General features: G+C 68.2%; 22 protein-coding genes. 14 read left to right on the forward strand and 8 right to left on the reverse strand.

Going from position 1 to position 21,517, the window contains the following annotated elements:
• The first annotated feature begins 22 nt into the window (after positions 1 to 22).
• Both VFV19_06330 and VFV19_06335 read left to right on the forward strand, forming a co-directional pair.
• The gene (locus VFV19_06330; protein ID HEX4823910.1) at positions 23 to 1,945 is read left to right on the forward strand and encodes a molybdopterin-dependent oxidoreductase; all 1,923 of its coding nucleotides are present in this window, start codon (positions 23 to 25) and stop codon (positions 1,943 to 1,945) included.
• A 2-nt stretch (positions 1,946 to 1,947) separates the two neighbouring features.
• The gene (locus tag VFV19_06335; protein HEX4823911.1) at positions 1,948 to 2,451 is read left to right on the forward strand and encodes a YajQ family cyclic di-GMP-binding protein; all 504 of its coding nucleotides are present in this window, start codon (positions 1,948 to 1,950) and stop codon (positions 2,449 to 2,451) included.
• 1 nt (position 2,452) lies between these two features.
• Here VFV19_06335 and VFV19_06340 read toward each other — a convergent pair whose 3' ends face one another.
• From VFV19_06340 to VFV19_06350, 3 genes are read right to left on the reverse strand one after another with little or no spacing between them, the layout of a single operon-like run.
• Positions 2,453 to 3,631: a DNA polymerase IV gene (locus VFV19_06340; GenBank protein HEX4823912.1), complete on the reverse strand. Its 1,179-nt coding sequence runs from the start codon at positions 3,629 to 3,631 to the stop codon at positions 2,453 to 2,455.
• Positions 3,632 to 3,634: 3 nt separating this feature from the next.
• The gene (locus tag VFV19_06345) at positions 3,635 to 4,411 is read right to left on the reverse strand and encodes an alpha/beta fold hydrolase (GenBank protein ID HEX4823913.1); all 777 of its coding nucleotides are present in this window, start codon (positions 4,409 to 4,411) and stop codon (positions 3,635 to 3,637) included.
• Complete coding sequence (locus VFV19_06350) at positions 4,408 to 5,337, reverse strand: NADP-dependent oxidoreductase (GenBank protein ID HEX4823914.1); 930 nt, start codon at positions 5,335 to 5,337, stop codon at positions 4,408 to 4,410. The genes VFV19_06345 and VFV19_06350 overlap by 4 nt, the downstream gene beginning before the upstream one ends.
• 48 nt (positions 5,338 to 5,385) lie before the next feature.
• Between VFV19_06350 and VFV19_06355 the strand changes: the two genes are divergently transcribed.
• The 8 genes from VFV19_06355 to VFV19_06390 all read left to right on the forward strand — a co-directional run bounded on the left by VFV19_06355 (position 5,386) and on the right by VFV19_06390 (position 13,069).
• Positions 5,386 to 6,165 (forward strand): enoyl-CoA hydratase/isomerase family protein, encoded by a 780-nt coding sequence (locus VFV19_06355; GenBank protein ID HEX4823915.1) that lies wholly within the window; start codon positions 5,386 to 5,388, stop codon positions 6,163 to 6,165.
• Complete coding sequence (locus VFV19_06360) at positions 6,162 to 6,569, forward strand: thioesterase family protein (GenBank protein ID HEX4823916.1); 408 nt, start codon at positions 6,162 to 6,164, stop codon at positions 6,567 to 6,569. The genes VFV19_06355 and VFV19_06360 overlap by 4 nt, the downstream gene beginning before the upstream one ends.
• Positions 6,566 to 7,054, forward strand: a complete 489-nt coding sequence (locus tag VFV19_06365; protein ID HEX4823917.1) for a DUF5946 family protein — start codon at positions 6,566 to 6,568, stop codon at positions 7,052 to 7,054. Before VFV19_06360 ends, VFV19_06365 begins: the two co-directional genes overlap by 4 nt.
• Positions 7,055 to 7,198: 144 nt before the next feature.
• Positions 7,199 to 8,035: a DUF6159 family protein gene (locus VFV19_06370; protein ID HEX4823918.1), complete on the forward strand. Its 837-nt coding sequence runs from the start codon at positions 7,199 to 7,201 to the stop codon at positions 8,033 to 8,035.
• Between the two features lie 120 nt (positions 8,036 to 8,155).
• On the forward strand, positions 8,156 to 8,584 hold the full coding sequence (locus tag VFV19_06375; protein ID HEX4823919.1) for a DoxX family protein: 429 nt from the start codon (positions 8,156 to 8,158) through the stop codon (positions 8,582 to 8,584).
• Positions 8,585 to 8,666: 82 nt separating this feature from the next.
• Positions 8,667 to 9,221 (forward strand): ORF6N domain-containing protein, encoded by a 555-nt coding sequence (locus VFV19_06380; GenBank protein ID HEX4823920.1) that lies wholly within the window; start codon positions 8,667 to 8,669, stop codon positions 9,219 to 9,221.
• 193 nt (positions 9,222 to 9,414) lie between these two features.
• Positions 9,415 to 10,146, forward strand: coding sequence for a hypothetical protein (locus tag VFV19_06385; protein HEX4823921.1), 732 nt, complete (start codon positions 9,415 to 9,417; stop codon positions 10,144 to 10,146).
• Between the two features lie 52 nt (positions 10,147 to 10,198).
• A complete protein-coding gene (locus tag VFV19_06390) occupies positions 10,199 to 13,069 on the forward strand; it encodes a protein kinase (GenBank protein HEX4823922.1) in 2,871 nt (956 codons plus the stop codon).
• A gap of 81 nt (positions 13,070 to 13,150) precedes the next feature.
• Here VFV19_06390 and VFV19_06395 read toward each other — a convergent pair whose 3' ends face one another.
• The 5 genes from VFV19_06395 to mqnE all read right to left on the reverse strand — a co-directional run bounded on the left by VFV19_06395 (position 13,151) and on the right by mqnE (position 17,264).
• Positions 13,151 to 13,867 (reverse strand): glycosyltransferase, encoded by a 717-nt coding sequence (locus VFV19_06395; protein HEX4823923.1) that lies wholly within the window; start codon positions 13,865 to 13,867, stop codon positions 13,151 to 13,153.
• A gap of 31 nt (positions 13,868 to 13,898) precedes the next feature.
• Positions 13,899 to 14,213, reverse strand: coding sequence for a DUF167 domain-containing protein (locus VFV19_06400; protein ID HEX4823924.1), 315 nt, complete (start codon positions 14,211 to 14,213; stop codon positions 13,899 to 13,901).
• Positions 14,214 to 15,245, reverse strand: a complete 1,032-nt coding sequence (gene mqnC / locus VFV19_06405) for a cyclic dehypoxanthinyl futalosine synthase (protein HEX4823925.1) — start codon at positions 15,243 to 15,245, stop codon at positions 14,214 to 14,216.
• Positions 15,246 to 15,330: 85 nt separating this feature from the next.
• A complete protein-coding gene (locus VFV19_06410; protein ID HEX4823926.1) occupies positions 15,331 to 16,140 on the reverse strand; it encodes a menaquinone biosynthesis protein in 810 nt (269 codons plus the stop codon).
• Positions 16,137 to 17,264: an aminofutalosine synthase MqnE gene (gene mqnE, locus VFV19_06415; GenBank protein HEX4823927.1), complete on the reverse strand. Its 1,128-nt coding sequence runs from the start codon at positions 17,262 to 17,264 to the stop codon at positions 16,137 to 16,139. Before mqnE ends, VFV19_06410 begins: the two co-directional genes overlap by 4 nt.
• 52 nt (positions 17,265 to 17,316) lie before the next feature.
• Between mqnE and VFV19_06420 the strand changes: the two genes are divergently transcribed.
• Genes VFV19_06420 through VFV19_06435 form a run of 4 tightly spaced genes read left to right on the forward strand, consistent with a single transcriptional unit; the run spans position 17,317 to position 21,467 of the window.
• Positions 17,317 to 18,024 carry an alpha/beta fold hydrolase gene (locus tag VFV19_06420; GenBank protein HEX4823928.1) on the forward strand — a complete coding sequence of 236 codons (708 nt, stop codon included), beginning with the start codon at positions 17,317 to 17,319 and terminating at the stop codon, positions 18,022 to 18,024.
• Positions 18,021 to 20,225, forward strand: a complete 2,205-nt coding sequence (locus VFV19_06425) for a patatin-like phospholipase family protein (protein ID HEX4823929.1) — start codon at positions 18,021 to 18,023, stop codon at positions 20,223 to 20,225. The genes VFV19_06420 and VFV19_06425 overlap by 4 nt, the downstream gene beginning before the upstream one ends.
• A 58-nt stretch (positions 20,226 to 20,283) precedes the next feature.
• Complete coding sequence (locus VFV19_06430) at positions 20,284 to 20,961, forward strand: hypothetical protein (protein HEX4823930.1); 678 nt, start codon at positions 20,284 to 20,286, stop codon at positions 20,959 to 20,961.
• Positions 20,919 to 21,467, forward strand: a complete 549-nt coding sequence (locus VFV19_06435) for a hypothetical protein (protein HEX4823931.1) — start codon at positions 20,919 to 20,921, stop codon at positions 21,465 to 21,467. Before VFV19_06430 ends, VFV19_06435 begins: the two co-directional genes overlap by 43 nt.
• The last annotated feature ends 50 nt before the right edge of the window (positions 21,468 to 21,517 follow it).

Consider the following 21,517-nt stretch of genomic DNA (forward strand, 5'->3'; position numbering starts at 1 on the left):
GCGCGGATGATATCCTCCGTGGATGCGGGTCCGTACGACGTGCAACCGCGATTGTCCCGATGCCTGCGGGATCGTGGCAACGGTCGACGCCGGGCGGATCGTCAAGATCCAGGGCGATCCCGACCATCCGGTGACGCGCGGTTTCCTCTGCTACCGGACGAGCCGTTTTCTCGAGCGGCAGTACGATCCGGACCGCCTCACGACCCCGCTCATCCGGCGCGGCGACGGGCTACGGCCCGCCTCGTGGGACGACGCGCTCGACCTCATCGCGGAGACGATGCTCCGGATCAAGGCCGAGTCGGGCGGGGAGGCGATCCTCCACTACCGGAGCGGCGGCAGTCTGGGCATGATGAAGGCGATAGGCGACGCCTTCTTCCAGGCGTTCGGGCCGTGCTCGGCGAAGGACGGCGACATCTGCTCGGGGGCGGGGGACGATGCCCAACTCACCGACTTCGGCGACGAGGACAGCAACGACCTCTTCGATCTCCTCAACGCGAAGACGATCGTGCTCTGGGGGAAGAACCCCTACATCAGCAACCTTCACATCCTTCCCGTGCTCGAGGAGGCGAAGGCCAACGGCGCGCGGATCGTGACGATCGATCCGGTGCGGCACCGAGGCGCCGATCTGGCCGAGATGTTCCTGCAGCCGCGCCCGGGCGGCGACATCGCGCTCGCGCTCGGCATCGCGCGGCGTCTGTTCGAGACCGGCCGCACCGATCCCGGCGCCGCGTCGTACTGCGACCATTTCGACGACTTCCGCGCGACCGCGGAGTCGAAGACGATCGAGGCGTGGGCGGCGCTCGCCGACGTGCGACCGCAGGAGATCGTGCAGCTCGCCGATCTCTACGCCAATGGACCGTCCGCGATCCTCGTCGGCTGGGGGATGCAGCGGCGCACGAATGGCTCCGCGACGGTGCGCCTGCTCGACGCGCTCGCCGCGGTCAGCGGGAACATCGGCGTGCCGGGCGGCGGCGTCTCGTTCTACTTCAAGCGCCGCGGGGCGTTCGACACGTCGCTCGGCCTCGGGCTCGGCGAGCCGCCACGGCGGATCATGGAGCCGACGCTCGGCCGGAGCCTCCTCGAGGCGTCGGATCCTCCCGTGAGGATGGTGTGGGTCACCGCGGGCAACCCCGTGGCGATGCTTCCGGACTCCAAAGCCGTCGCGCACGCGCTCGAGACGCGCGAGATGACCGTCGTCGTCGACTCGTTCCTCACCGACACGGCGCGCACCGCGCGCGTCGTCTTGCCGACGACGACGATGCTCGAGGACGACGACCTCGTCGGCGCCTACGGCCATCACTTCCTCGGAGAGCTGCGCCCCGTCGTCCCGCCGCCCGACGGCGTGCGGACCGACTACGAGATCCTGGTCGCGCTCGCCGAGCGCGTCGGACTGTCCGAGACATTCTCGGGGAGCGTCGAGAGCTGGAAGCGGCGCCTGTTGGCGCCGGTCGCCGACAAGGGCGTGTCGCTCGAGGCCCTGAGAGCCGGCTACGTGAAGAATCCGATCGCGCCGAAGATCCTCTTCGCCGACCGTCGATTCAAGACCGCGAGCGGCCGCGTCAACCTCATCCACGACGTCGATCCCGAGCCCGCGCGGCCGACGAGTGACCGGCCGCTCCTCCTCATGGCGTGCTCCACGGAGAAGGCGCAGTCGTCGCAGTGGGCGCACCCGCGCAAACAGGCCGGCCCCGCGACCGCGACCGTGCATCCTGCCGTCGCGAACGGATTCATTGACGGCGAGACGGTGCGCCTCGAGTCGGCGATGGGCTCTCTCGAGGTCACGCTGAAGTTCGACGACCGTCAGCGAAAGGACGTCGTCCTCATGGCGAAGGGCGGCTGGCTGCACACCGGCCGGTGCGCGAACGCGATCATTCCCGCGGCCACGACCGACGCGGGCGGCGGCGCGGTCTACTACGACACACCGGTCCGCTTGGTCGCGAGGTAACGATGGCAGGACAGCAGAGCTTCGACATCACGACCGGCTGCGACCTCCAGGAGGTCGACAACGCGGTCAACCAGGCGCTCAAGGAGATCACGCAGCGCTTCGACTTCAAGGGGATCAAGGCCGGCATCGACCTGATGAAGGCCGAGAACAAGATCGTCCTCACCGGCCCCGACGATTTCAAGATCAAGGCGATCTGGGACGTCCTCCAGGGCAAGCTCGTCAAGCGCAAGGTCCCGCTGCGCAACTTGAAGGCCGGCGACATCCAGCCCGCCGGCGGCGGCACCGCGCGCCAGGAGATCTCGCTCCAGCAAGGTATCCCGATCGATACCGCACGCGAGATCGTGAAGTACCTCAAGGACCAGAAGCTGAAGAAGGTGCAGGCCGCGATCCAGGCCGACCAGGTGCGCGTCTCGTCGCCGTCGCGCGACGACCTCCAGCATGCGATGGGATTGCTCCGCCAGAAGGATTTCGGCGTCGAGCTGCAGTTCGGGAATTACCGGCAGTAGCTCAGTCGGCTCGCTTCTTCAGCAATGTCGCCCGCGTCACCGCCCGCTCGCCCAGCTTCTCGCGCACCGCGTCCTGCGCCTCGGCCATCTTGCGCGCGCGGTCGGTAGCCGGGTCCGAGAAGAGATGCGTCGGTACTGACGACGCGGTCACGAGCCCGCTCATGCCGACGCCGATGAGACGCACACCGTGTCCCGCGAGGTCGATCTTCTCGGCGAACATCGCACGCGCCGCCTCGACGATCGGCTCGGCGAGGTCGGTCGGCGCGCTGAGGGTCGTCGCGCGCGTCCACGTCGTGAAGTCGCCGGTGCGGATCTTGAGATTGACGGTCCGGCCTTTGAGGCCGGACGAGCGCAGCGAGCGGGCGACTCCTTCCGATCTCGCCAGGAGCGCGCGGTCGATGTCCCGCGGGTCGCGCAGGTCCTCAGAGTAAGTTCGCTCCTCGGAGATCGATTTCGACTCGGGGTCCGCGTGGACGCGGCGATCATCTTCCCCCTGAGCGAGCGCCGCGACGTGACGCGCGAGGCCGTCGCCGACGAGCGAGGCAAGGGCCGGGATCGAGATCTTCGCGACGTCGCCGACGGTGTAGATTCCGGCGCGCTCGAACCTCTCGGCCGATTTCGGGCCGACGCCCCAGAGGCGTCCGACCGGGAGCGGCCAGAGTCGCTTCGGCACGTCCTCCAGCGGGAAAACGACGAGACCGTCCGGCTTCTCGAGGTCCGACGCGAGCTTTGCCAGGAACTTGTTCGGTGCGACGCCGACGGACGCGGTGAGCCGCTGCTCGCGCTTGATGCGGTCCTTGAGGCGACGCGCGACCAGGCGCCCCGCTTCGAGATCCGCCGCCCAACCGGTCAGGTCGAGGAACGCCTCGTCGATCGAGAGCGGTTCCACGACCGGCGCCTCGGCGTCCATGATGCGGCGGATCGCGCGCGAGACCTCGACGTAAAGCTCCATGCGCGGAGGCAGCCAGACCGCGTTGGGACAGAGGCGGGCGGCGGTGACGGACGGCATCGCCGAGCGCACGCCGTCGACGCGCGCCTCGTACGAGCACGTCGCGACGACGCCGCGCTTTCCGTCGTGGCCGATGATGAGCGGCTTGCCGGCGAGCGAGGCGTCTTCCCGGATCTCGACCGCCGCGTAGAACGCGTCCATGTCGAGGTGGAGGACGACGCGGCCGGCCATGGCCTACATGGTAGCGAGAAGCTCGGCGATCGCGCGCGGCCGCTCGAGCACCGTCAGGTGCGCGGCGCCCTCGAGCAGGTGGAACTTCGCGCCTGGGATCGTCTCGGCGATCTTTCGCGTCTTCTCCGGCGGGATCAAGCTGTCGCCGCTGCCGGCGACGACGAGAGTCGGCGCGGCGATCGACGGAAGGAGCGGCGTCCGATCGGGACGCGCCGCGAGCGCCATGAGCGTCGGCGGAAGACCGGCGTCGCCGACTCTCTCGAACATCACCGTCAACTGTCGACTGTTGACTGTGAACCTCTCGTCTTCGGTATTCAGGAAGGTGCCCATCATCCCGTCGAGGTAGGCGTGCCACCCCCGGCGTTCGACCGTCGCGATGGCGGCGGCGCGCTTGGATCGGCCGGTGTCGTCGTCGGGCTCGGCGGTCGTGCCGATGAACGCGTAGGCGCGGGCGAGGCCAGGATGGGCCGCCGCGAGGGCGAGCGCAACGTAGCCGCCCATCGAGATGCCGGCGACCAGCGGCCGCTCGATCGGGAGCGCGAGGATCGCGTTCGCGACGTCCTCGGCCCACAAAGCGACCGAAGGCGTGCGCCAGCCGAGCGTCGAGGCGCCGTGGCCGCGGAGGTCGGGGACGACGAGGCCGCGGTTCGGCGGAAGCGCCTTGATGACGTCGTCCCACATCGACCCGTCGCAGCCGAGGGCGTGGAGGAGGACGAGAGGATCCTTCCCGTCACGGAACAGGCAGGCGACCTGCGCGCCGTCGGCGGTGGAGAAGATCACAGCGCGAGCACCAGCTTCCCTCGGACGTGGCCCTGACGGCTTTCGTGCTGCGCCTTCGCGGCCTCGTCGAGGCGGAAGATCGTCTGCACGTGCGGCCTCAGGGTCTTGCGCTGCGCGTGGGCGGCGAGGATCTCCAGCTCGTCTCCCGAAGGGCGAGAGTTCAGACGCTCGAAGCGGATGCCGTTCGCCGCGGCGGTCGCACCCGCGACGCTCACGACGATGCCTCCGGGCTTGACGGCATGGAGCGCGCGCTCGAGCGCAGCGCCGCCGATGGCGTCGATCACGGCGTCGGCGCCGCCGTCGAAGCGAGCGTTCACCGACGCGACGAGATCGTCGCGGTCGTGATCGATTCCGGCCTCCGCGCCCTGGCTCATGACGAACTCCTGGTTCTTAGGGCCCGTCGTCGCGAGCGTGCGCGCGCCGGCGACCCGCGCGAGCTGCAGGGCGAAGTGACCGACGCCGCCCGAGCCGTTGAGGATGAGCAGCTTCGTGTCCTTCCTGACGCCCGCCTTCGCCAGCGCTTGCATCGCGGTGAGCGCGGCGCAGGGGACCGCGGCCGCCTCCTCGAAGAGCAGGTTGGGCGGCATCGCCGCGGCGTCGGCCTCCGGGACGACGACCAGCTCGGCGTAGGTGCCCCACTGGACGAACGGCTTGCGTGCGTAGGCGAAGACGCGCTCACCGCGACGGAAGCGATGGCACCCTTCTCCCAAGTCCTCGACGACGCCTGCCACGTCCCAACCGGGAATGAGCGGGAAGGCGTGGGGGAGCGACGCGAGGCCGCCCTCGCGCATCTTCCAGTCGACCGGATTCACGCCCGCGGCGACGGTGCGAATGAGGATCTCGCCCCGCGCAGCCTTGGGATCGGGCATCTCCATGACGGCGAGCTTCTCCGGCCCGCCGAACGCTCGAATCGCGACCGCCTTCACATGTCCCCCCGGGACGGCTCGTTATTATAGGCAGCCGCGGAGGGCACCATGGCGGTCAAGACGGCTTCGGTGACGCTGACACGCGACGGAAGCGTCGGAATCGTGCGCCTCGAGCGGGCGCACGGCAACGCGATCAACGACGACTTCGTCGAGGCGCTGATGTCGGTCCTCGCCGACGCGGAGGCCGACCCCGAGATCAAGGGCGTCCTCTTGACCGCGGCCGGCAAGATCTTCTGCCCCGGCCTCGACCTCCAGGAGCTGCATCCGCTCGACCGCCATGCGATGGAGCGGTTCATGCGGCGCTTCTCGGCGATGGTGCTCGCGCTCTACGCCTTCCCCAAGCCGGTCGTCGCATCGATGCACGGCCACGCGCTCGCGGGCGGGAGCGTGCTCGGCCTCTGCACCGACTGGCGCGTGCTGCGGCGCGGCGCGCTCGTCGGCCTGAACGAGGTGAAGGTCGGCGTCCCGCTGCCGTTCGGCGTCGCGCTCATCGTGCGCGACGCCGTGCCGCGAACCGCGCTCGCCGAGGTCGCGCTCCTCGGCCGGAACTTCAGCGACGACGCGGCGGTCGAGGCCGGTCTCGCCGACGAGCTGGCGGACGACCCCGCCGCCGTCGAGGCGCTCGCTCGCACCCGTCTCGACGAGTTCCTCTCGAAGGACGCGACGTCGTTCTCGGTGACGAAGCGTTACCTGCGCTCGCCGGTCATCGAGCGGATCCGGGCGAGCAACCTGCTTCTCCTCCCCGAGTGGCTCGACTGCTGGTTCTCGCCGGGGACGCGCTCGCGGATCGCGGCGATCGTCGAAGAATTGAAGGGAAAGTCGAAGTGACCTGGGCGTATACCCTCGACATTCAGGCCACGCTCCGCGACACCGACGCCCTCGGCCACGTCAACAACGCCGTCTACGTGAACTGGTTCGAGGAGGTGCGGACCGCTTATGTCTGCGCCCGCCGCAACCTCACGAAGATGGAGCAGGTCGACTTCGTCCTCGGCTCGACGACTCTTCAGTTTCGTTCCCCGGTCTACATGCTCGAGGTCGTGACGATGCGCTGCACGCCGACGCGGATCGGGAACGCCTCATGGGATCTCGCCTACGAAGGGCGCGTGAAGTCCGACGGCCGCCTCGTCGTCGAAGGGACCTCGACGCAGGTCCACTACGACTACGCCGCGCACAAGTCGGCGCCGATCCCGGCGGACTGGCGGGCGCTGCTGGAGGCGGATCGGGCGAAATGACGACGACCTGCCCCGGTTGCGGTCTCACAAGGCCGGTGTCGGGCGCCGTCTACGACCGGAAGTTCCACGCCTCGGCGGAGTGCTGGGCGGTTTTCGAAGAGGTCCTCGCCGTCGAGTTCCAGGACGCGACGATCTTCGGGCGCGCCCACCAGATCACGGTCGACACCTACGCCGTGCAGCACGCCGGCGGGCGCCACCCGGACAAGTCGGTCTGCGTCCATCTCATCGGCCTCCACACCGCCATCGAGCGGGGTGTCACGCCCGGCGAGATCGCGCCACGCCTCCAGCGCTTCGTGTCGAAGATCGCCACGTGGCCGCACTTCGATATTCCCGAACGCCGCGCCAAACTGACCGTCGCGGACGTCGCGCTGGCGCTCGGCGAGCCGGGAGCCCATGTTGAAAAAGTGAAGGCGTGGGGCCGCGAAGTCTGGGATTGCTGGGCGCCGCACCACGCCGCAGTCCGGGCGCTGGCTGTGGGCTTGTGAGAGATGGGGACATTCTGCTTTTTCCTTCAGAGCTTCTGCGGTTCGAAGCTCTGAAGGAAAAAGCAGAATGTCCCCATCTCTGACGTGGAACCCTCCGCGGGAGGCGTCGTAGTCTCCGGCGTAGGCGTGTGACGGGAGGGGACGATGAACGCGTTCACGAGAAGCTGGGAGCTGGTCAAGGCGAGTTGGTCGGTACTCCGCGACGACAAGGAGCTGATGGTCTTCCCCGTGATCTCGACGATCGCGGTGGTGCTCGTCATGGTCTCGTTCGCGGTGCCGATGTTCCTCACGGGGATCTTCGAGGGGGGCTTCGCCGAGGGACTGCCGGTCATCGGCTTGGCGCTCGGATTCCTCTTCTACGTCGTTCAATACATCGTCATCTTCTACTGCAACTCGGCGCTCATCGGCGCCGCGATGATCCGCCTCGACGGCGGGAAGCCGACGCTCGGTGACGGGTTCCGGATCGCGAGCAGCCGCTTCGGTGCGATCGTCGGCTACGCGCTCATCTCGGCGACGGTCGGCGTGCTCCTGCGCAGCATCGCGCGGCGCGGTTTCATCGGCCGCCTCATCGCGTCGGCGCTCGGTTTCGGCTGGAACCTCGCGACGTTCCTCGCGGTTCCCATTCTCGTGGTCGAGGGGATCGGTCCCGTCGAAGCCGTGAAGCGCAGCACCGAGCTCCTGAAGAAGACGTGGGGCGAGCAGATCGTCGGCAACATCGGCATCGGGTTCGCGTTCGGGATGATCTCGTTCTTCACCGTGGCGGCGTTCGCCGGCGTGGTCATCGTCGCGGTCAACACGCACATGATCCCGCTCGTCATCGCGGCGGTCGTGCTCGGCGTGACGTCGCTCCTCGCGCTCGGTCTCGTCGGCTCGACCCTCACCGCGATCTACACCGCCGCCGTGTACCGCTACGCGGTGAAGGGCGACGGCGGCGCGGCGTTCCCCGCCGAGCTCGTCAGCGGAGCGTTCCAGGCGCGGTAGGATCCGCGCGTGCTTCTCGCGTCATCCGCCGAGTTCCCAGGGGATAGGGGAAACCCGACCTGCGCGGCGACGAAAGTCGCGCTATAACCGAAGGGGAGTGGGGGGCCTCGGAGGTGCCCCATGGAACGGTGGCTCGGCCGGTACTCGGAATGGATCTACGCCGTCGCGCGCATCGTGATCGGCCTCATGTTCGCCGCGCACGGTGCCCAGAAGCTGTTCGGGGGCCCAGGAGGGCCGCCGCTCACCGGCAACCCGATGATGATGACCGCCGGCACGATCGAGTTCATCTGCGGACTGATGATCGCGCTGGGAGTCTGGGCTGGCTGGGCGGGATTCGTGGCGAGCGGTGAGATGGCGGTCGCCTACTTCACCGCGCACGCGCCGAACGCGGTCTCGCCTCTCGCGAACAAGGGCGAGCTGGCGGTCCTCTACTGCTTCATCTTCCTGGTCATCGCCGCGAAGGGCTCGGGCAAGCTGAGCCTCGACGCCATTCTTCCTTGGGCGATCTCGCAGGAGACGGGGCACCAGCCCTACGCCCAGCGGCACTGACAGGCAGCCGGTTGTCGCTAGGAAACCCCTCGTGCGGCGCGGGGGGATTGATTCTTCGGTTTGTATCGGCACACTCCGCGCGATGCGCACGAGGAGCTCGAGAACGGGCGGAAGGCGACAGACCGGAAAGCTCGTTCCGCTGATCGATCGACGCATCGTCGTGGTTCGCGGGCACAGGGTGATGCTCGACGCCGATCTGGCTCTCGTGTACGGAGTCACGACGAAGGCGCTCAACCAAGCCGTGAAGCGGAATCGCGGACGATTTCCCCAGGATTTCTCGTTTCGACTGCGCCCCGCCGAACGCGACGAGGTGGTCACAAATTGTGACCACCTCGCTCAGCTCCGATTCTCACGAGCGTGTCCGTGGGCCTTCACCGAGCACGGCGCAATCATGGCGGCGAGCGTTCTCAAGAGCCGTCAGGCCGTCGAGCTGAGCGTGTACGTGGTGCGTGCGTTCGTCCGATTGAGGGATCTCTCTCGAAGCCATGCGGAGATCGCCGAGAAGCTGGCGACGATCGAGGAAACGGTCGGTCGGCACGACGTCGACATCGAGCGGCTTTTCGATGCGATTCGCTCGCTGCTGGAGTCGCCGGGCCCGAGCCGTCCGATCGGCTTTTCGGTGCCGCCGTCGCGCTGAACTGTAAAAAGTTGTAAGTGCCGGGAAACGGGCAACCATCGGCAATCCGGCGCGTACTATCAGGAGCATGGACCCGATCACACGCCGGGGATTCCTTGGCTTCTCCGCAGTCGCGGGCATCGGCGCTCTTTCGCGTTCTGCGAGCGGCGCCGATGCGCAAACACAGGGCGCGGCGTCCGCGGCGGTACCCCCCATGCCGGCCGCCGCGGAAACCGCGCCCACCCCAGCCGTCCCCGATGAGTTCCCCACGCAGTCGCCCGCGCTCGCGCGCGAGATGGTGACCGTCTCCCACTTCAACCCGAAGCGGGTGAAGGAGCTGCTCGATCAGCACCCGACCCTCGCGAACGCGTCGTGGGACTGGGGGTTCGGCGACTGGGAGACGGCGCTCGGCGCCGCGTCGCACATGGGCAACCTCGAGATCGCGCAGGCGCTGCTCTTGCACGGGGCGCGGCCGTCGATCTTCTCCGCGGCGATGCTCGGGCACGTCGAGGTCGTGAAGGCGTTCGTCGAGGCGTCGCCGGGGATCCAGGGGACGCCGGGCCCCCATGGGATCACGCTGCTCGCGCACGCCGAGGCCGGAGGCGCCAACGCCAAGCCGGTGAAGAAATTTCTCCTCGAGGTCGGCGGCGCCGATCCGGTGCCGAAGGCCGCGGACGTGACGGCCGAAGTGCTGCAGCGGTACGTGGGCGTCTACGCGTTCGGCCCGCGCGACGCCGACCGTATCGAGATCTCCCTCAACAAGGGACAGGCGCAATTCAAGCGCGGCACGATGATGGCGCGCAATCTCATTCCCCTGGGGGAGAACGCCTTCCACCCCGCAGGGGCCCCCGCGGTGCGGGTGAGGTTCGTCGTGGAAGGAGAGAAGGCTTCCGAGCTGACCGTCTTCGATCCCGATCTGGTACTCCGGGCGCGCCGGACCGGGTAGCGAAGGGGCGGGGGGCGGCTCCTGTAGAATCGCCCGCCATGGTTGAGACTCGATGAATTCGTTAGCCCGTACGCTTCAGCCCGAAGACCAGCTCTCTCACTACCGCGTGGTCGGGCCCCTGGGGACCGGCGGGATGGGCGAGGTTTACCTCGCCCAGGACCAGGCGCTCGAGCGGAACGTCGCGCTCAAGGTCCTCCCCGCGGAGTTCGTCCGCGACGACGAGCGCCTGCGGCGGTTCGTCCTCGAGGCGAAGTCGGCGTCCTCCCTGAGCCATCCGAACATCGTGACGATCTACGAGATCGGCCGCGACGTCGTCCGCACCAAGGGCGCGCCGGCCGAAGGCGATTCGGCGCCTGTCCAGTTCATCTCGATGGAGCTGATCAACGGGCGCACGATGACGACGCTCATCCACGAGGAGCGGACCGACCTGCGGACGCTCCTCGGTTATCTCGCGCAGGCGGCCGAGGGGCTGGCGAAGGCGCACGCGGCGGGGATCGTCCACCGCGACCTCAAGCCCGGCAACATCATGGTGTCGGCCGACGGGTTCGCGAAGGTGCTCGACTTCGGGCTCGCGAAGCTCACCGAGCGCACCGAGCCCGAGATCGAGATGACGAACGCGCCGACGATGCTCGAGCAGAAGACCGGCGCGGGCTCGATCCTCGGCACGACCGGCTACATGTCCCCCGAGCAGGTGCGCGGCAAGCCGGTCGACGCGCGCTCCGACATCTTCTCGTTCGGATGCGTCCTCTACGAGGCGATCACGAAGACGCGCCCGTTCGTCGCCGAGACGGCGGTCGAGACGATGCACAAGATCCTGAACGATCCGTTCCCGCCGATCGAGGAGCGGAACCCCAAGGCGCCCCCCGAGCTGCGCCGGTTCGTGCGCCGCTGCCTGGCGAAGAGCCCCGATCAGCGCGTCCAGTCGATGAAGGATGCGGCGATCGAGCTGCGCGAGATCGTCGACGAGTGGGACAACCTCACCTCGACCGCGACGTCGATCGGGACGACGAAGACCGGGACGTTCGCGACGGCGCGCTCGAAGCCGTCGTTCCTCGTGCTCGCCGGAGCGGCGGTGGTCGCGCTCGCGGCGGTGGCGGTGGCGGTGTGGGCGCTCAAGCGCGGGGGCTCCACCGCCGACCCATCGCAGCCGTTCCAGAACATGAAGATGGTGACCCAGACGGACCGCGGCGACCTCACCGACGTCGCGATCTCGCGAGACGGCCGCTACTTCGCGTACTTGACCGGCGAGCTCGGGAAGGCCGGCGTGCGCGTGCGGCAGGTCGCCACGGGGAGCGATCTCGAGGTCGTCCCCTCCGAAGACGGTCTCTTCGAGGGGCTGTCGTTCACGCCCGACGGCAACTACCTCTTCTACTTGAAGTGCCGCCGCGACAATCCGAGCTACCGTGCGCTCATGCAGGTGCCTTCCCTCGGCGGTCCGTCGAGGGAGCGTGCGTTCGACGTCGATTCCACGGCCACGTTCTCCCCCGACGGCAAACAGGTGGCGTTCGTCCGCGGAGAGCCGCAGAAGCAGCACGCGCTCATCGTCGTGCGCGACCTCGAGGCGGGGAAGGAGCGGACCCTCGCCACGGTGACCGATCCGCGCAAGGTCGTCGGAGCGCCCGCGTGGTCGCCCGACGGGGCGAAGATCGCGGCGATGGAGCTCGACGCCTCGTCCGGCATCTTCGTCGCCTCGACTGTGACGTACGACGCGACGAGCGGGGCGCGCGAGGTCCGCGAGACCCTCAAAGGAGCGATTCCCCAGAGCGTCGCGTGGCTCGCCGACGGCAAGGGCCTCGTCAGGACCGGCTACGATCTCGCTTCGGCGCTCACGCGCCAGATCGCGCTGGTCGATTTTCCTAGCGGACGCGCGCGGCGCATCACGAACGACGTCGACGATTACGCGCAGGTGTCGGTGTCGTCCGGCGACGAGGCGATCGCGGCCGTGCGTCGCTCGATCTTGAGCGACCTCTGGCTCGCGGATGCCGGGGGAGGCGAGCCGCGCGCTCTCACGTCGTATCGCAATGCCGAGAACTCGCCGTTTGGCGCCTCTGCGTGCCCGGATGGAAGTGTCCTGTTCGCCGGCCCGCGCAGTCAGTCGCTCCAGATCTATTCGGTCGCGGCTGCCGGTGCCGTGCCCAAGCCGCTCACGGAGGGCACCGCGCTCGCGGTGGCGCCGAGCTGCTTCGCGCAGGGATTCGTCCACAACCGGTTCGATACCGACGGCCGCGCCCAGGTTTGGCGCGCCGACGCCGATGGCGGCAACGCGCGGAATCTCACCCCCGACGGCGCGTATCAGGTGCTCGACGTCGCGCGGGACGGCAGCATCATGACGGTGACGCGCGTCGACGACAGCAGCATCTGGACGATCAACCTGAAGGACGGCGCGACGCGCAAGCTGGGGCCGAGGCTCGGCGTCGGCAGGCTCTCGCGCGACGGGAAGCGGGCGGTCGTCACCGATCTGGCGATCGCTCCGTCGGGGATGGTCAGCCGGGCGATCAAGGCGCTCTCGACGGGCGGCGACGCGGACCCGGTCAACCTGTCGAGCGTGCCGCCGCAGGGCGAATCGTTCGGATGGGCGCCCGACGGTACCGCGGTCACCTTCGTCGATCGCGGGCAGCCGGTGTGGAATCTGTACCGTGCACCGCTCGCAGGCGGTCCCTCGCAGCCGATCACGGCGTTCAAGGAAGGCCGGATCAGCGACTACGCCTTCTCGCCCGACGGACGCAAGCTCGCGGTCGCGCTCACGATCGGCGACGCCAATAACTTGTGGATCGCCAACGCCGACGGCTCGAAGCCGGTGCAGGCGACGCGCTTCCCCAAGGACTTCATCTTCGCGATGACGTGGATGCCCGACAACATGCACGTCGCTGTGAACGCCGGCAAGGCGTCCAGCGACGCCGTCCTCATCAAGAACTTCCGGTAGAGAGAACGGGGACAGTAACCGAGTTTTTCTTACACGCGCACTTCGCGTGTAAGAAAAACTCGGTTACTGTCCCCGTTCTCTCTAACGGTTGGGCTCGTACCAGTACGACTCGATCGACCGCAGCGCGGAGCGGCCGGAGAGCGCGAGCTTGAACAGCGCCGGCGGGAAAATCCGGAAGTAGTGCCAGTCGCCGTGCTCGTCGAACTTGCGGGTCGAGGCGATCGCCTTGGCCTTCGTCAATCGCGTCAGCCGTTGACCGCGGGAGCGCCCGAGCTGCCGGAGCCTCATGAGGAAGCTCACGTCCTCGGCGAGGCGCAACGTCTCGTCGTAGCCGCCGACCGTCTCGAAATCGCGGCGGCGGCAGAAGACGACGCCGGTGTCGAACCGCGTCAACCAGACGACAGGCAGGAGGACGGCGAAGGTCGCGGCCAGGCCGAGCGACCAGCGCTCGAGCGTGACGCCGGTCGCGCCCCCCACGAGGCGGTCCGACGCCATCGCCGAGTCGATGGCACCGAACGTTCCGGCGTGAATCTGCATGTCCGCGTCGACGAAGGCGAGGATCTCGCCGCGCGCCGCGGCAGCGCCGGCGTTACGGGCGGCGGCGATCGACCTCTTGGCGACCGGGACGACGCGAGCGCCCCAGGCCGCCGCGACGCCCGCGGTTCCGTCGGTCGACGAGTTGTCGGCGACGATCGTCTCGACGGACCCGGCGTAGGCCCGCGTGGCCTCCGTGACCGTCGCGAGCAAGCGCGGGAGGGCGCGCTCTTCGTTGTAGGCGGGAATGACGAGCGAGATCACGGAGACAGCATCCGTTCCGGACCCTGGCCCGTCAACCTCGCGCCTTCCCACCGAGGCCGAGCCGGCGTTTCATCTCGTCGACCGGCATGCGCACGAAGACGAGCTTGTCCTGGGAGGCCGATCCCCGGACGATCGTGACCGCTTCGATCGGGAGGTCGAGGGTGCGCGCGATGAGATCGATGACGGCGCCGTTCGCCTTGCCGCGCTCCGGCGGGGCGCTGACCGCGATCTTGAGCGCGCCGCCGTGGACGCCGACGATCTCGGCGCGCCGTGCTCCCGGCTTGACCCTGAGGCGTAGACGCGTTCCACCGGAGACGGCGGTCAGCGCCAAGCCGTCGAACGACATCTAGGCGTGCAGCGGGCCGCCGATCCGCTCGTACGCCATCGTACGGCGCATCGGGACGAAGCCCGCGTCGCGGATCGCGGCGACGATCTCGGGCTCGTTCATGTGATGGACCGTCCCCGCCGCCGAGACGACGTTCTCCTCGATCATCGTGCTGCCCATGTCGTTGACGCCGAACGCGAGCGAGGCGGCGCCGACCTTCGGCCCCTGCGTGACCCATGAGGCCTGCAGGTTGTCGAAGTTGTCGAGGAAGACGCGGGCGACGGCCATCGTGCGGAGGTACTCCGCGGTCGTCGCCTCCTGGCCGCCCAGCTCGGTGTGCCCGGGCTGGAAGGTCCAGCCGATGAACGCGGTGAAGCCGCCGGTGCGGTCTTGCAGATCGCGGAGCATGCGCAGGTGCTCGATCCGGTCGGCGCGGGACTCGACGTGGCCGAACATCATCGTCGCGGTCGTGCGCATGCCCATCGCGTGCGCCGTCTCGTGGACCTCGATCCACTCGGCGCTCGAGGCCTTGTTCTTCATGAGCCGCTTGCGCACCTCGTCGACGAGGATCTCGGCGCCGCCCCCGGGGATCGAGTCGAGGCCGGAGGCGCGCAGGCGCGTCAGCGTCTCCTGGAGCGTCAGCCGCGACGAGCGGTAGATGTGCACGATCTCCGGCGCCGAGAGCGCATGGAGCCATAGATCGGGGAAACGGGTCTTGAGGCGCGTGAACAGGTCTTCGTAGTACTCGATCTTCAGCTTCGGGTTGTGGCCGCCCTGGAGGAGGATCTGGTTGCCGCCGAGCGCGTAGGTCTCCTCGACCTTCTTCTCGATCTCCTCGTAGGGAAGGGTCCAGCCCTCCTCGTGATGCGGTGGACGGTAGAAGGCGCAGAAGCTGCAGAACGCGTTGCAGACGTTCGTGTAGTTCACGTTCCGGTCGATGATGTACGTCACGACGCCGTCAGGATGCTTCGCACGGCGGACGAGATCGGCCATCGCGCCGAGGTTCGTCAGGCTCTCGCGCTCGAGGAGGTCGAGCGCCTCGATGGGGGACATTCTGCTTTTTCCTACAATTCTCTCGCTCATGATTCCATCACTCCCGCGCACGAGAGCATTGTAGGAAAAAGCAGAATGTCCCCATTTAGCGGCATGCCGTCGGCAAAAACGCCGCGATGCGGATCTCGGGCGCGCGGTCGATGAGGCCCAGGCGCGCGGACGACGCGAGGAACCGGTTGAGCGCCGTCAGCTCGGGGCCGCCGAAACGGTAGCGCATCGCTTCGGTGAGGTAGCGAAAGGCCGTCTCGGGATCGCGCCGCCCGTTCCAGGTGTAATCGTCGGCGATCGCCGCGAGCTCCGCGTGCGCCGAGCGCCGGCTCTCGTGGAGCGCCGTGTAGAGATCGCGATCGAGAGCGCCCATCCGGACGGCCCACACCGCAAAGACGAAGGGGAGGCCGGTCGCCTGCGTCCAGGCGCCGCCGAGGTCGAACGATCGCGTGCCGGGCGGCAGCGGCGTGAAGAGCGCTTTGTCGCCGATCCTCACCACCGCGTCGTGCTCCGTGAGCGCCAGCTCGAGATCGCGCGGGCCGGGCCCGAAGCGCGGCGAGATGCCCCACGCGTCGGCCGCGAGGACCTGGACCAAGGCGTTCGAGGTCCTCGACTCCGGATCGAGCGCCACCGTGCGGATCTCGTCGAGCGGCTTCTTCGAGACGAGGAGCACCGAGCGGCAGTCGCCGTAGCTCCCGATCGCGATGCCGGGAACGACGGCGAGATCGGGGATGCGGGCCAGCTCGATGACCGGGAGGAGCGCCACGTCGAGCTCGCCGGCCTCGAGGCGCGTCGAGAGCACCGAGGGGACGTCGTACGAGAGCGCGTAGCGCGGGTCGGCGGCCTGCTCGAGGCCGAAAACGAGCGGGCGCGTGTTCAGGTACGAAACCGCGCCGATGCGGATCATGCGAGCGCCGGCTCCTCGAACCGCTGGAGCACGTTGTAGACCGAGTCGCGCTGGACCGGCACGCACCCCGCGTCGCGGATCAGGCGGCAGAGGGCGGCGACCGTGAGGCCGACCGGCGTCTTGGCGCCCGCCATGTGGACGATCTTCTCCTCGTGAATCGTGCCGTCGATGTCGTCCGCGCCCATCGCGAGGCCGACCTGCGCGATCCGCGGCGAGATCATGATCCAGTACGCCTTCACGTGGTCGAAGTTGTCGAGCATGAGGCGCGACACCGCGATCGTGAGGAGGTCGTCGAACCCCGTGGGACCCGGGAGGTGCGCGATCTGCGTGTTCTCCGGGTGGAACGCGAGCGGGATGAAGCACATGAACCCGCCGGTCTCGTCCTGGAGCGCGCGGAGCCGGCAGAGGTGCTCGACCCTCTCCTCGATCGTCTCGACGTGGCCGTAGAGCATCGTCGCGTTCGAGCGGAGGCCGTGCGCATGCGCGGTGCGGGCGACCTCGAGCCAGCGCTCGGCGGAGATCTTCTTGGGGTACAGCTCCCGTCGCACGCGCTCGACCAGGACCTCGGCACCGCCGCCGGGGAGCGAGTCGACACCGGCCGCCTTGAAGTCGTCGATCACGCGGTCGAGATCCTTCTTGAACCGCTTCGCGAAGAAGTCGTACTCGGCGCAGGTGAACGCCTTGACGTGCATCCCGGGCTTCAGCTCGTGGATGCCGCGGACGAGATCGAGGTAGAACTCGTACGGATAGTCCGGGTTGTGGCCGCCGACGATGTGGACCTCGGTGATCGCGTCGCTCAGGTTCGACCTCACCTCGCCGAGCGCCCGGTCGAGGTCCCACGTCCAGCCCTGCTCCTTGTGCTTGTACGGGCGGTAGAACCCGCAGAACTTGCAGTCGACCGTGCAGACGTTCGTCGGGTTCAGGTGCATGTTGCGCACGAAGTAGGCGGCGTTGCCGTTCTTCTTCGTGCGCACGACGTTCGCCAAGGCGCCGGCCGGCATGAGCGCGCGGGAGCGGAAGAGCGCGACCCCGTCGTCGAACGAGAGGCGCTCGCCCGCCATGACCTTGTCGTGGATCGCGCTGAGGCCGGCGGCCGACGCGAGCGACTCGAGAACTTGCGACATGCCGCCTCCCGAACGTGAAGCGGAATTATAGCGCCCCCGTATAATCCCGCCGTTGATCCCCGCCCCGAGGTCTCTCGTCCTCCCCGTCTCGGAAGCCGCCGCCACGCTGTGGGACGCCGGCCGGCCCTCCGGCGTCGTCCTCGTCCACGGCCTCCTCGGCCGGCGCACGATGCACGAGATCGTGGCGATCGCGGAGCTGCTGGCCGAGCGGCACGACGTCCTCGCGCTCGACGTCCGCGGCCACGGCGAGACCCCCGGGCGCTTCACGTGGGGACGGGAGGAGTGGCGCGAGGTCGCGGCAGGGGTCGATCACCTCGCCGCGACCGGGCGGCGGGTCGCGGTGGTCGGTTTTTCGTTCGGGGGGTTCCACGCCGTGAGGGCCGCGGCACACGGGGCGCCGATCGAGCGGCTCGCCCTCATCGGCGCTCCGGCCGATCTTCGCGTCCTCGATCACTTCCCCCTCGGGCCGAAGCTCTGGCGGCACCTTCCGGCGATGCGCGGACGCGGGCGAAGACGCCTGAGCGCGGAGATTCCGCGCCGGAGCAGCCTCCGGGACGACGAGCTCGCCCGGGTCAAGATCCCGGTGCTCGTCGTGCACGGAGAAGGGGACTGGCTCATCTCCGAGCGGCATGCAAGGCGCCTCGCGGGGGCGCTCTCCGCGTCGAAGCGATTGGATATTCCCGGCGGCTTCCACGGCGAGTATCTTGTGCACTCGCACGGCCGCGAGCTGGCCGAGGCGCTGAGGGAGTTCCTGGGATGAGACGCTCGATCCTCGCGGCGCTCGCCGCATGCGCCGTGTTCTCGAACGGGATCGCCGACGAGCCTCCCGCCCATCGCCCCAAGGTCGTTCTCGTCCTCTCCGGCGGCGGCGCGCGCGGGAGCGCGCACATCGGCGTCCTCAAGGTCCTCGAGGAATACCACGTCCCCGTCGACATGATCGTCGGCACGAGCATGGGCTCGATCGTCGGCGGCCTCTACGCGTCGGGCTGGACCTCGAAGGAGATCGAAGACCAGATCATCACGATCAACTGGGGCGGGGTCTTCAACGACCGCCTCACCCGGCAAGAGATGACCTTCCGCCGCAAGGACGAGCAGTCGCGCTTCCTCATTCCGATCAAGCTCCGGTTCCGCGACTGGAAGCCGTACATCCCTCCCGCGGTCATCGGCGGTCAGAACCTCGAGCTGCTCTTCCAGGGGCTCGAGATCCAGACGACCGGCGAGCGCGACTTCGACAAGCTGCCGATCCCGTATCGCGCCGTCGCGTCCGATCTCGCCACCGGCAAGGCGGTCGTGCTCGGGAGCGGCTCGCTCTCCGACGCGATGCGCGCGAGCATGGCGCTGCCGGGGATCTTTCCGCCGATCATCCTCGACGGCCGCGAGCTCTCCGACGGCGGCATGGCGGCGAATTTCCCCGTCCGCATCGCGCGCGCGCTCGGCGCCGACGTGGTGATCGGCGTCGACATCACGAGCCCCCTCCGCAAGAAAGAAGAGCTGGGGAACATCCTCACCCGCATCGACCAGGTCACGGGCCTCCTCACGAACGCCAACAAAGAAGCCGACATGGCGGCGGTGAAGCCTCAGGACATCATCCTCGTCCCCGAGCTGAGCGACATCTCGTTCTCCGACTTCGACAAGGCGGAGGAGACGATCGGCCGCGGCGAGAACGCGGCTCACGAGGCCGAAGCGCGCCTCCGGGCGCTCGCGGTGTCCGACGAGGAGTGGCAAGCGTACGTGGCGAAGCACCACAAGCGCCCCGCCGCCGACCTGGTCGTCGACAAGGTCGTCATCAAGAACACCGGTCCGCTGAACGACGCGATCGTCGAACGGCGAATCAAGATACCGACCGGCGTCCCGCTCGATCAGCCGGCTCTGGAGAAGCAGATCCAGTACCTCTACGGGATGGACGTCTTCGGCCCGATCGGCCACACATTCGACCGCACCGACGAAACCGGCACGCTCACGATCGACGTCCCCCCGAAGCCGTACAGCCGGAACAGCCTCCAGTTCGGCGGCTTCATGGCTTCCGACTTCGCGGGAGACTTCCAGTTCGATCTCATCGCCAGCCACATCTTCAACCCGTTCAACCGCAGCGGCGGCGAGTGGCGGAACATCCTCCAGTTCGGGACGAACACGCTCGTCTCGACCGAGTACTACCAGCCGCTCGAGCCGAGCCTCGCGTGGGTCTTCGATGGAAAGGCCGGGTACCGCCGCGACATCGCCAACTTCTACACCGACCAAGGGGACGCGGTCGCCCAGTACGTGTTCGAGACGACCAACATCGGAGCGGGTTTCGGGCGCGTGCTCGGGCGATGGGGCGAGCTCTCCGCCGGAGCGTTCCGGGATTGGGGCCAGGGGCGGCGGCGCATCGGGGACGACGTCTTTCCGGCGGTGAGCACCGACGACGCCGGATTCGAGGCGCAGTTCCGCGTCGACACGCTCGACACGATCACCTGGCCGCGCCAGGGCACGCACCTGAACGCGCTCTACCGGCGCTCCCTCGAGGGGATGGGCGCGCAGGAGACCGGCGATTTCGTCAAGGCGGACGCCCTGCAGGTGTTCGAGCTCGGAAGGAACATCATCTCCATCGGGGCGGAGATAAGCGATCTCGTGAACGGCGCCGTGACCTACGACAACGCCTACGAGCTCGGCGGCCTGTTCCGTCTTTCCGGGTTGCAGCCGAACCAGCTCGTCGGGTCGCGCGGAGGGATCGCGCGGCTCATGTACTACCGCGAGCTGACGAGGTTCAGCCTCGGCTCCCTGACGCAGCGCATGTACGCCGGCGTGTCGGCGGAGGCCGGAAACGTTTACGTCGAGGGTGACCCGGTGACCGTGAAGTCGCTCCGGACCGCCGGCTCGCTCTTCATCGGCGCCGACACCGTGCTCGGTCCGGCATACATCGGTTACGGGCGCGAGCAGAGCGGCCAGAACGCCGCGTATCTGATCATCGGGCAAAGGTTCTGACGATCGGGGGTTGCCTGCCCCCTCCTGGCCGCGTATAACCGCCTCAAGGGGCGTCCCCATGATCGTCCGTGCGCTCGCAGTGGGATGCGCGCTTTTCGTGGCAGTGCCGGCCGCCGCGACCCTCTCGATCGTCAAGACCTGTCCGCCGGATCGAGTCGAAGCCGGCACAGGGTTCGCCTACACGATCACGGTCACGAACGGAGGCACCGCCGCCGTGTCGTTCCATCTCCATGATGCGCTGCCTGACGAAGTCCTCTTCGAAAACCTCTTCGTGAACGGAGACTTCCCCGGCCCCGAAACGGTCTGCCAGCTTCCGACCTACGAGTCGAACGACGCGCCGATCGAGTGCGACTACTCCGGCCTGGCTCCGGGAGCTACCGTCGAATTCACCGTCAGCTCATTACTTCAATATTGTCTCCCGGGTGGGACCACCGTCACGAATTCAGCGACGGCCACGGCGCCGGGGGACTCCTCGGTCTCGTCGCAGTGCGGCTTCTCGACGATCGAGCAGAGTGATCCCTTGTGCAACGATTTCAACGCGTGCACCGACTACGACCAGTGCTACGACGGCTATTGCGTAGGTCAACCGATCAACGGCTGCCCTGCACGGCGGCGGCTTGCGATCCGATCACAGGTTGCTACCAAGCGAACGTCCCAGCGGGCACCGCGTGTCCGGCCTCGGGGACGTGCGTCGTGGGCGGCGTCTGCGACGGCGCCGGGAGCTGCGCTCCGGTGAGCGTCTGCGACGACGGCAATCCCTGCACCGACGACGTGACCGACTACCAGAACGCCTGCGCCTGCACTCATACCCCGAAAGCGGCGGGGACGGCGTGCAGCGACGCGAGCAATTGCACGTCGGGGGATGCGTGCGACGGCGCCGGCCACTGCGTCGGCGCGCCGGTGGGCGTCGTGCCGGGGGACGTCGGCAACACCGTCTACATCGTCAAGTGGGGAAACAACTTCGCCGCGATCCGGTGGGTCCCCATCGCGCACGCCGATTACTACCAGGTGGTGCGCGGCCAGCTGTCGGGACTCCCGGTCGGGCCCGGCGGCCTCGATGAAGACTGCATCCGCCCGGCGCAGTACGGCCAAGAAGGTGACGACCTCGACATCCCTCCGGTGGGAACAGGGGTTTGGTACCTCGTGCGCGGCGTGAACGCCTGCGCCGGTCCCGGTCCTTGGGGCTTCCAAGGAGATCACGGCGCGCCCGGAGCGCCGCGCATCACCTCGTCCTGCCCGTAACGACCTCTCGTCCCGAGTGCTACCCTGCCTCCCTCGACGGAGGACCATCC

Source organism: Candidatus Polarisedimenticolaceae bacterium (assembly GCA_036275915.1).
GTDB lineage: Bacteria > Acidobacteriota > Polarisedimenticolia > Polarisedimenticolales > DASRJG01 > DASRJG01.

Coding starts and splice junctions, on each gene's coding strand:
- VFV19_06330 (HEX4823910.1), top strand. CDS start 23: ATGCGGGTCCGTACGACGTGCAACCGCGATTGTCCCGATGCCTGCGGG.
- VFV19_06335 (HEX4823911.1), top strand. CDS start 1,948: ATGGCAGGACAGCAGAGCTTCGACATCACGACCGGCTGCGACCTCCAG.
- VFV19_06340 (HEX4823912.1), bottom strand. CDS start 3,631: ATGGCCGGCCGCGTCGTCCTCCACCTCGACATGGACGCGTTCTACGCG.
- VFV19_06355 (HEX4823915.1), top strand. CDS start 5,386: ATGGCGGTCAAGACGGCTTCGGTGACGCTGACACGCGACGGAAGCGTC.
- VFV19_06365 (HEX4823917.1), top strand. CDS start 6,566: ATGACGACGACCTGCCCCGGTTGCGGTCTCACAAGGCCGGTGTCGGGC.
- VFV19_06370 (HEX4823918.1), top strand. CDS start 7,199: ATGAACGCGTTCACGAGAAGCTGGGAGCTGGTCAAGGCGAGTTGGTCG.
- VFV19_06375 (HEX4823919.1), top strand. CDS start 8,156: ATGGAACGGTGGCTCGGCCGGTACTCGGAATGGATCTACGCCGTCGCG.
- VFV19_06380 (HEX4823920.1), top strand. CDS start 8,667: ATGCGCACGAGGAGCTCGAGAACGGGCGGAAGGCGACAGACCGGAAAG.
- VFV19_06385 (HEX4823921.1), top strand. CDS start 9,415: ATGCCGGCCGCCGCGGAAACCGCGCCCACCCCAGCCGTCCCCGATGAG.
- VFV19_06390 (HEX4823922.1), top strand. CDS start 10,199: ATGAATTCGTTAGCCCGTACGCTTCAGCCCGAAGACCAGCTCTCTCAC.
- VFV19_06400 (HEX4823924.1), bottom strand. CDS start 14,213: ATGTCGTTCGACGGCTTGGCGCTGACCGCCGTCTCCGGTGGAACGCGT.
- mqnC (HEX4823925.1), bottom strand. CDS start 15,245: ATGTCCCCCATCGAGGCGCTCGACCTCCTCGAGCGCGAGAGCCTGACG.
- VFV19_06410 (HEX4823926.1), bottom strand. CDS start 16,140: ATGATCCGCATCGGCGCGGTTTCGTACCTGAACACGCGCCCGCTCGTT.
- mqnE (HEX4823927.1), bottom strand. CDS start 17,264: ATGTCGCAAGTTCTCGAGTCGCTCGCGTCGGCCGCCGGCCTCAGCGCG.
- VFV19_06425 (HEX4823929.1), top strand. CDS start 18,021: ATGAGACGCTCGATCCTCGCGGCGCTCGCCGCATGCGCCGTGTTCTCG.
- VFV19_06430 (HEX4823930.1), top strand. CDS start 20,284: ATGATCGTCCGTGCGCTCGCAGTGGGATGCGCGCTTTTCGTGGCAGTG.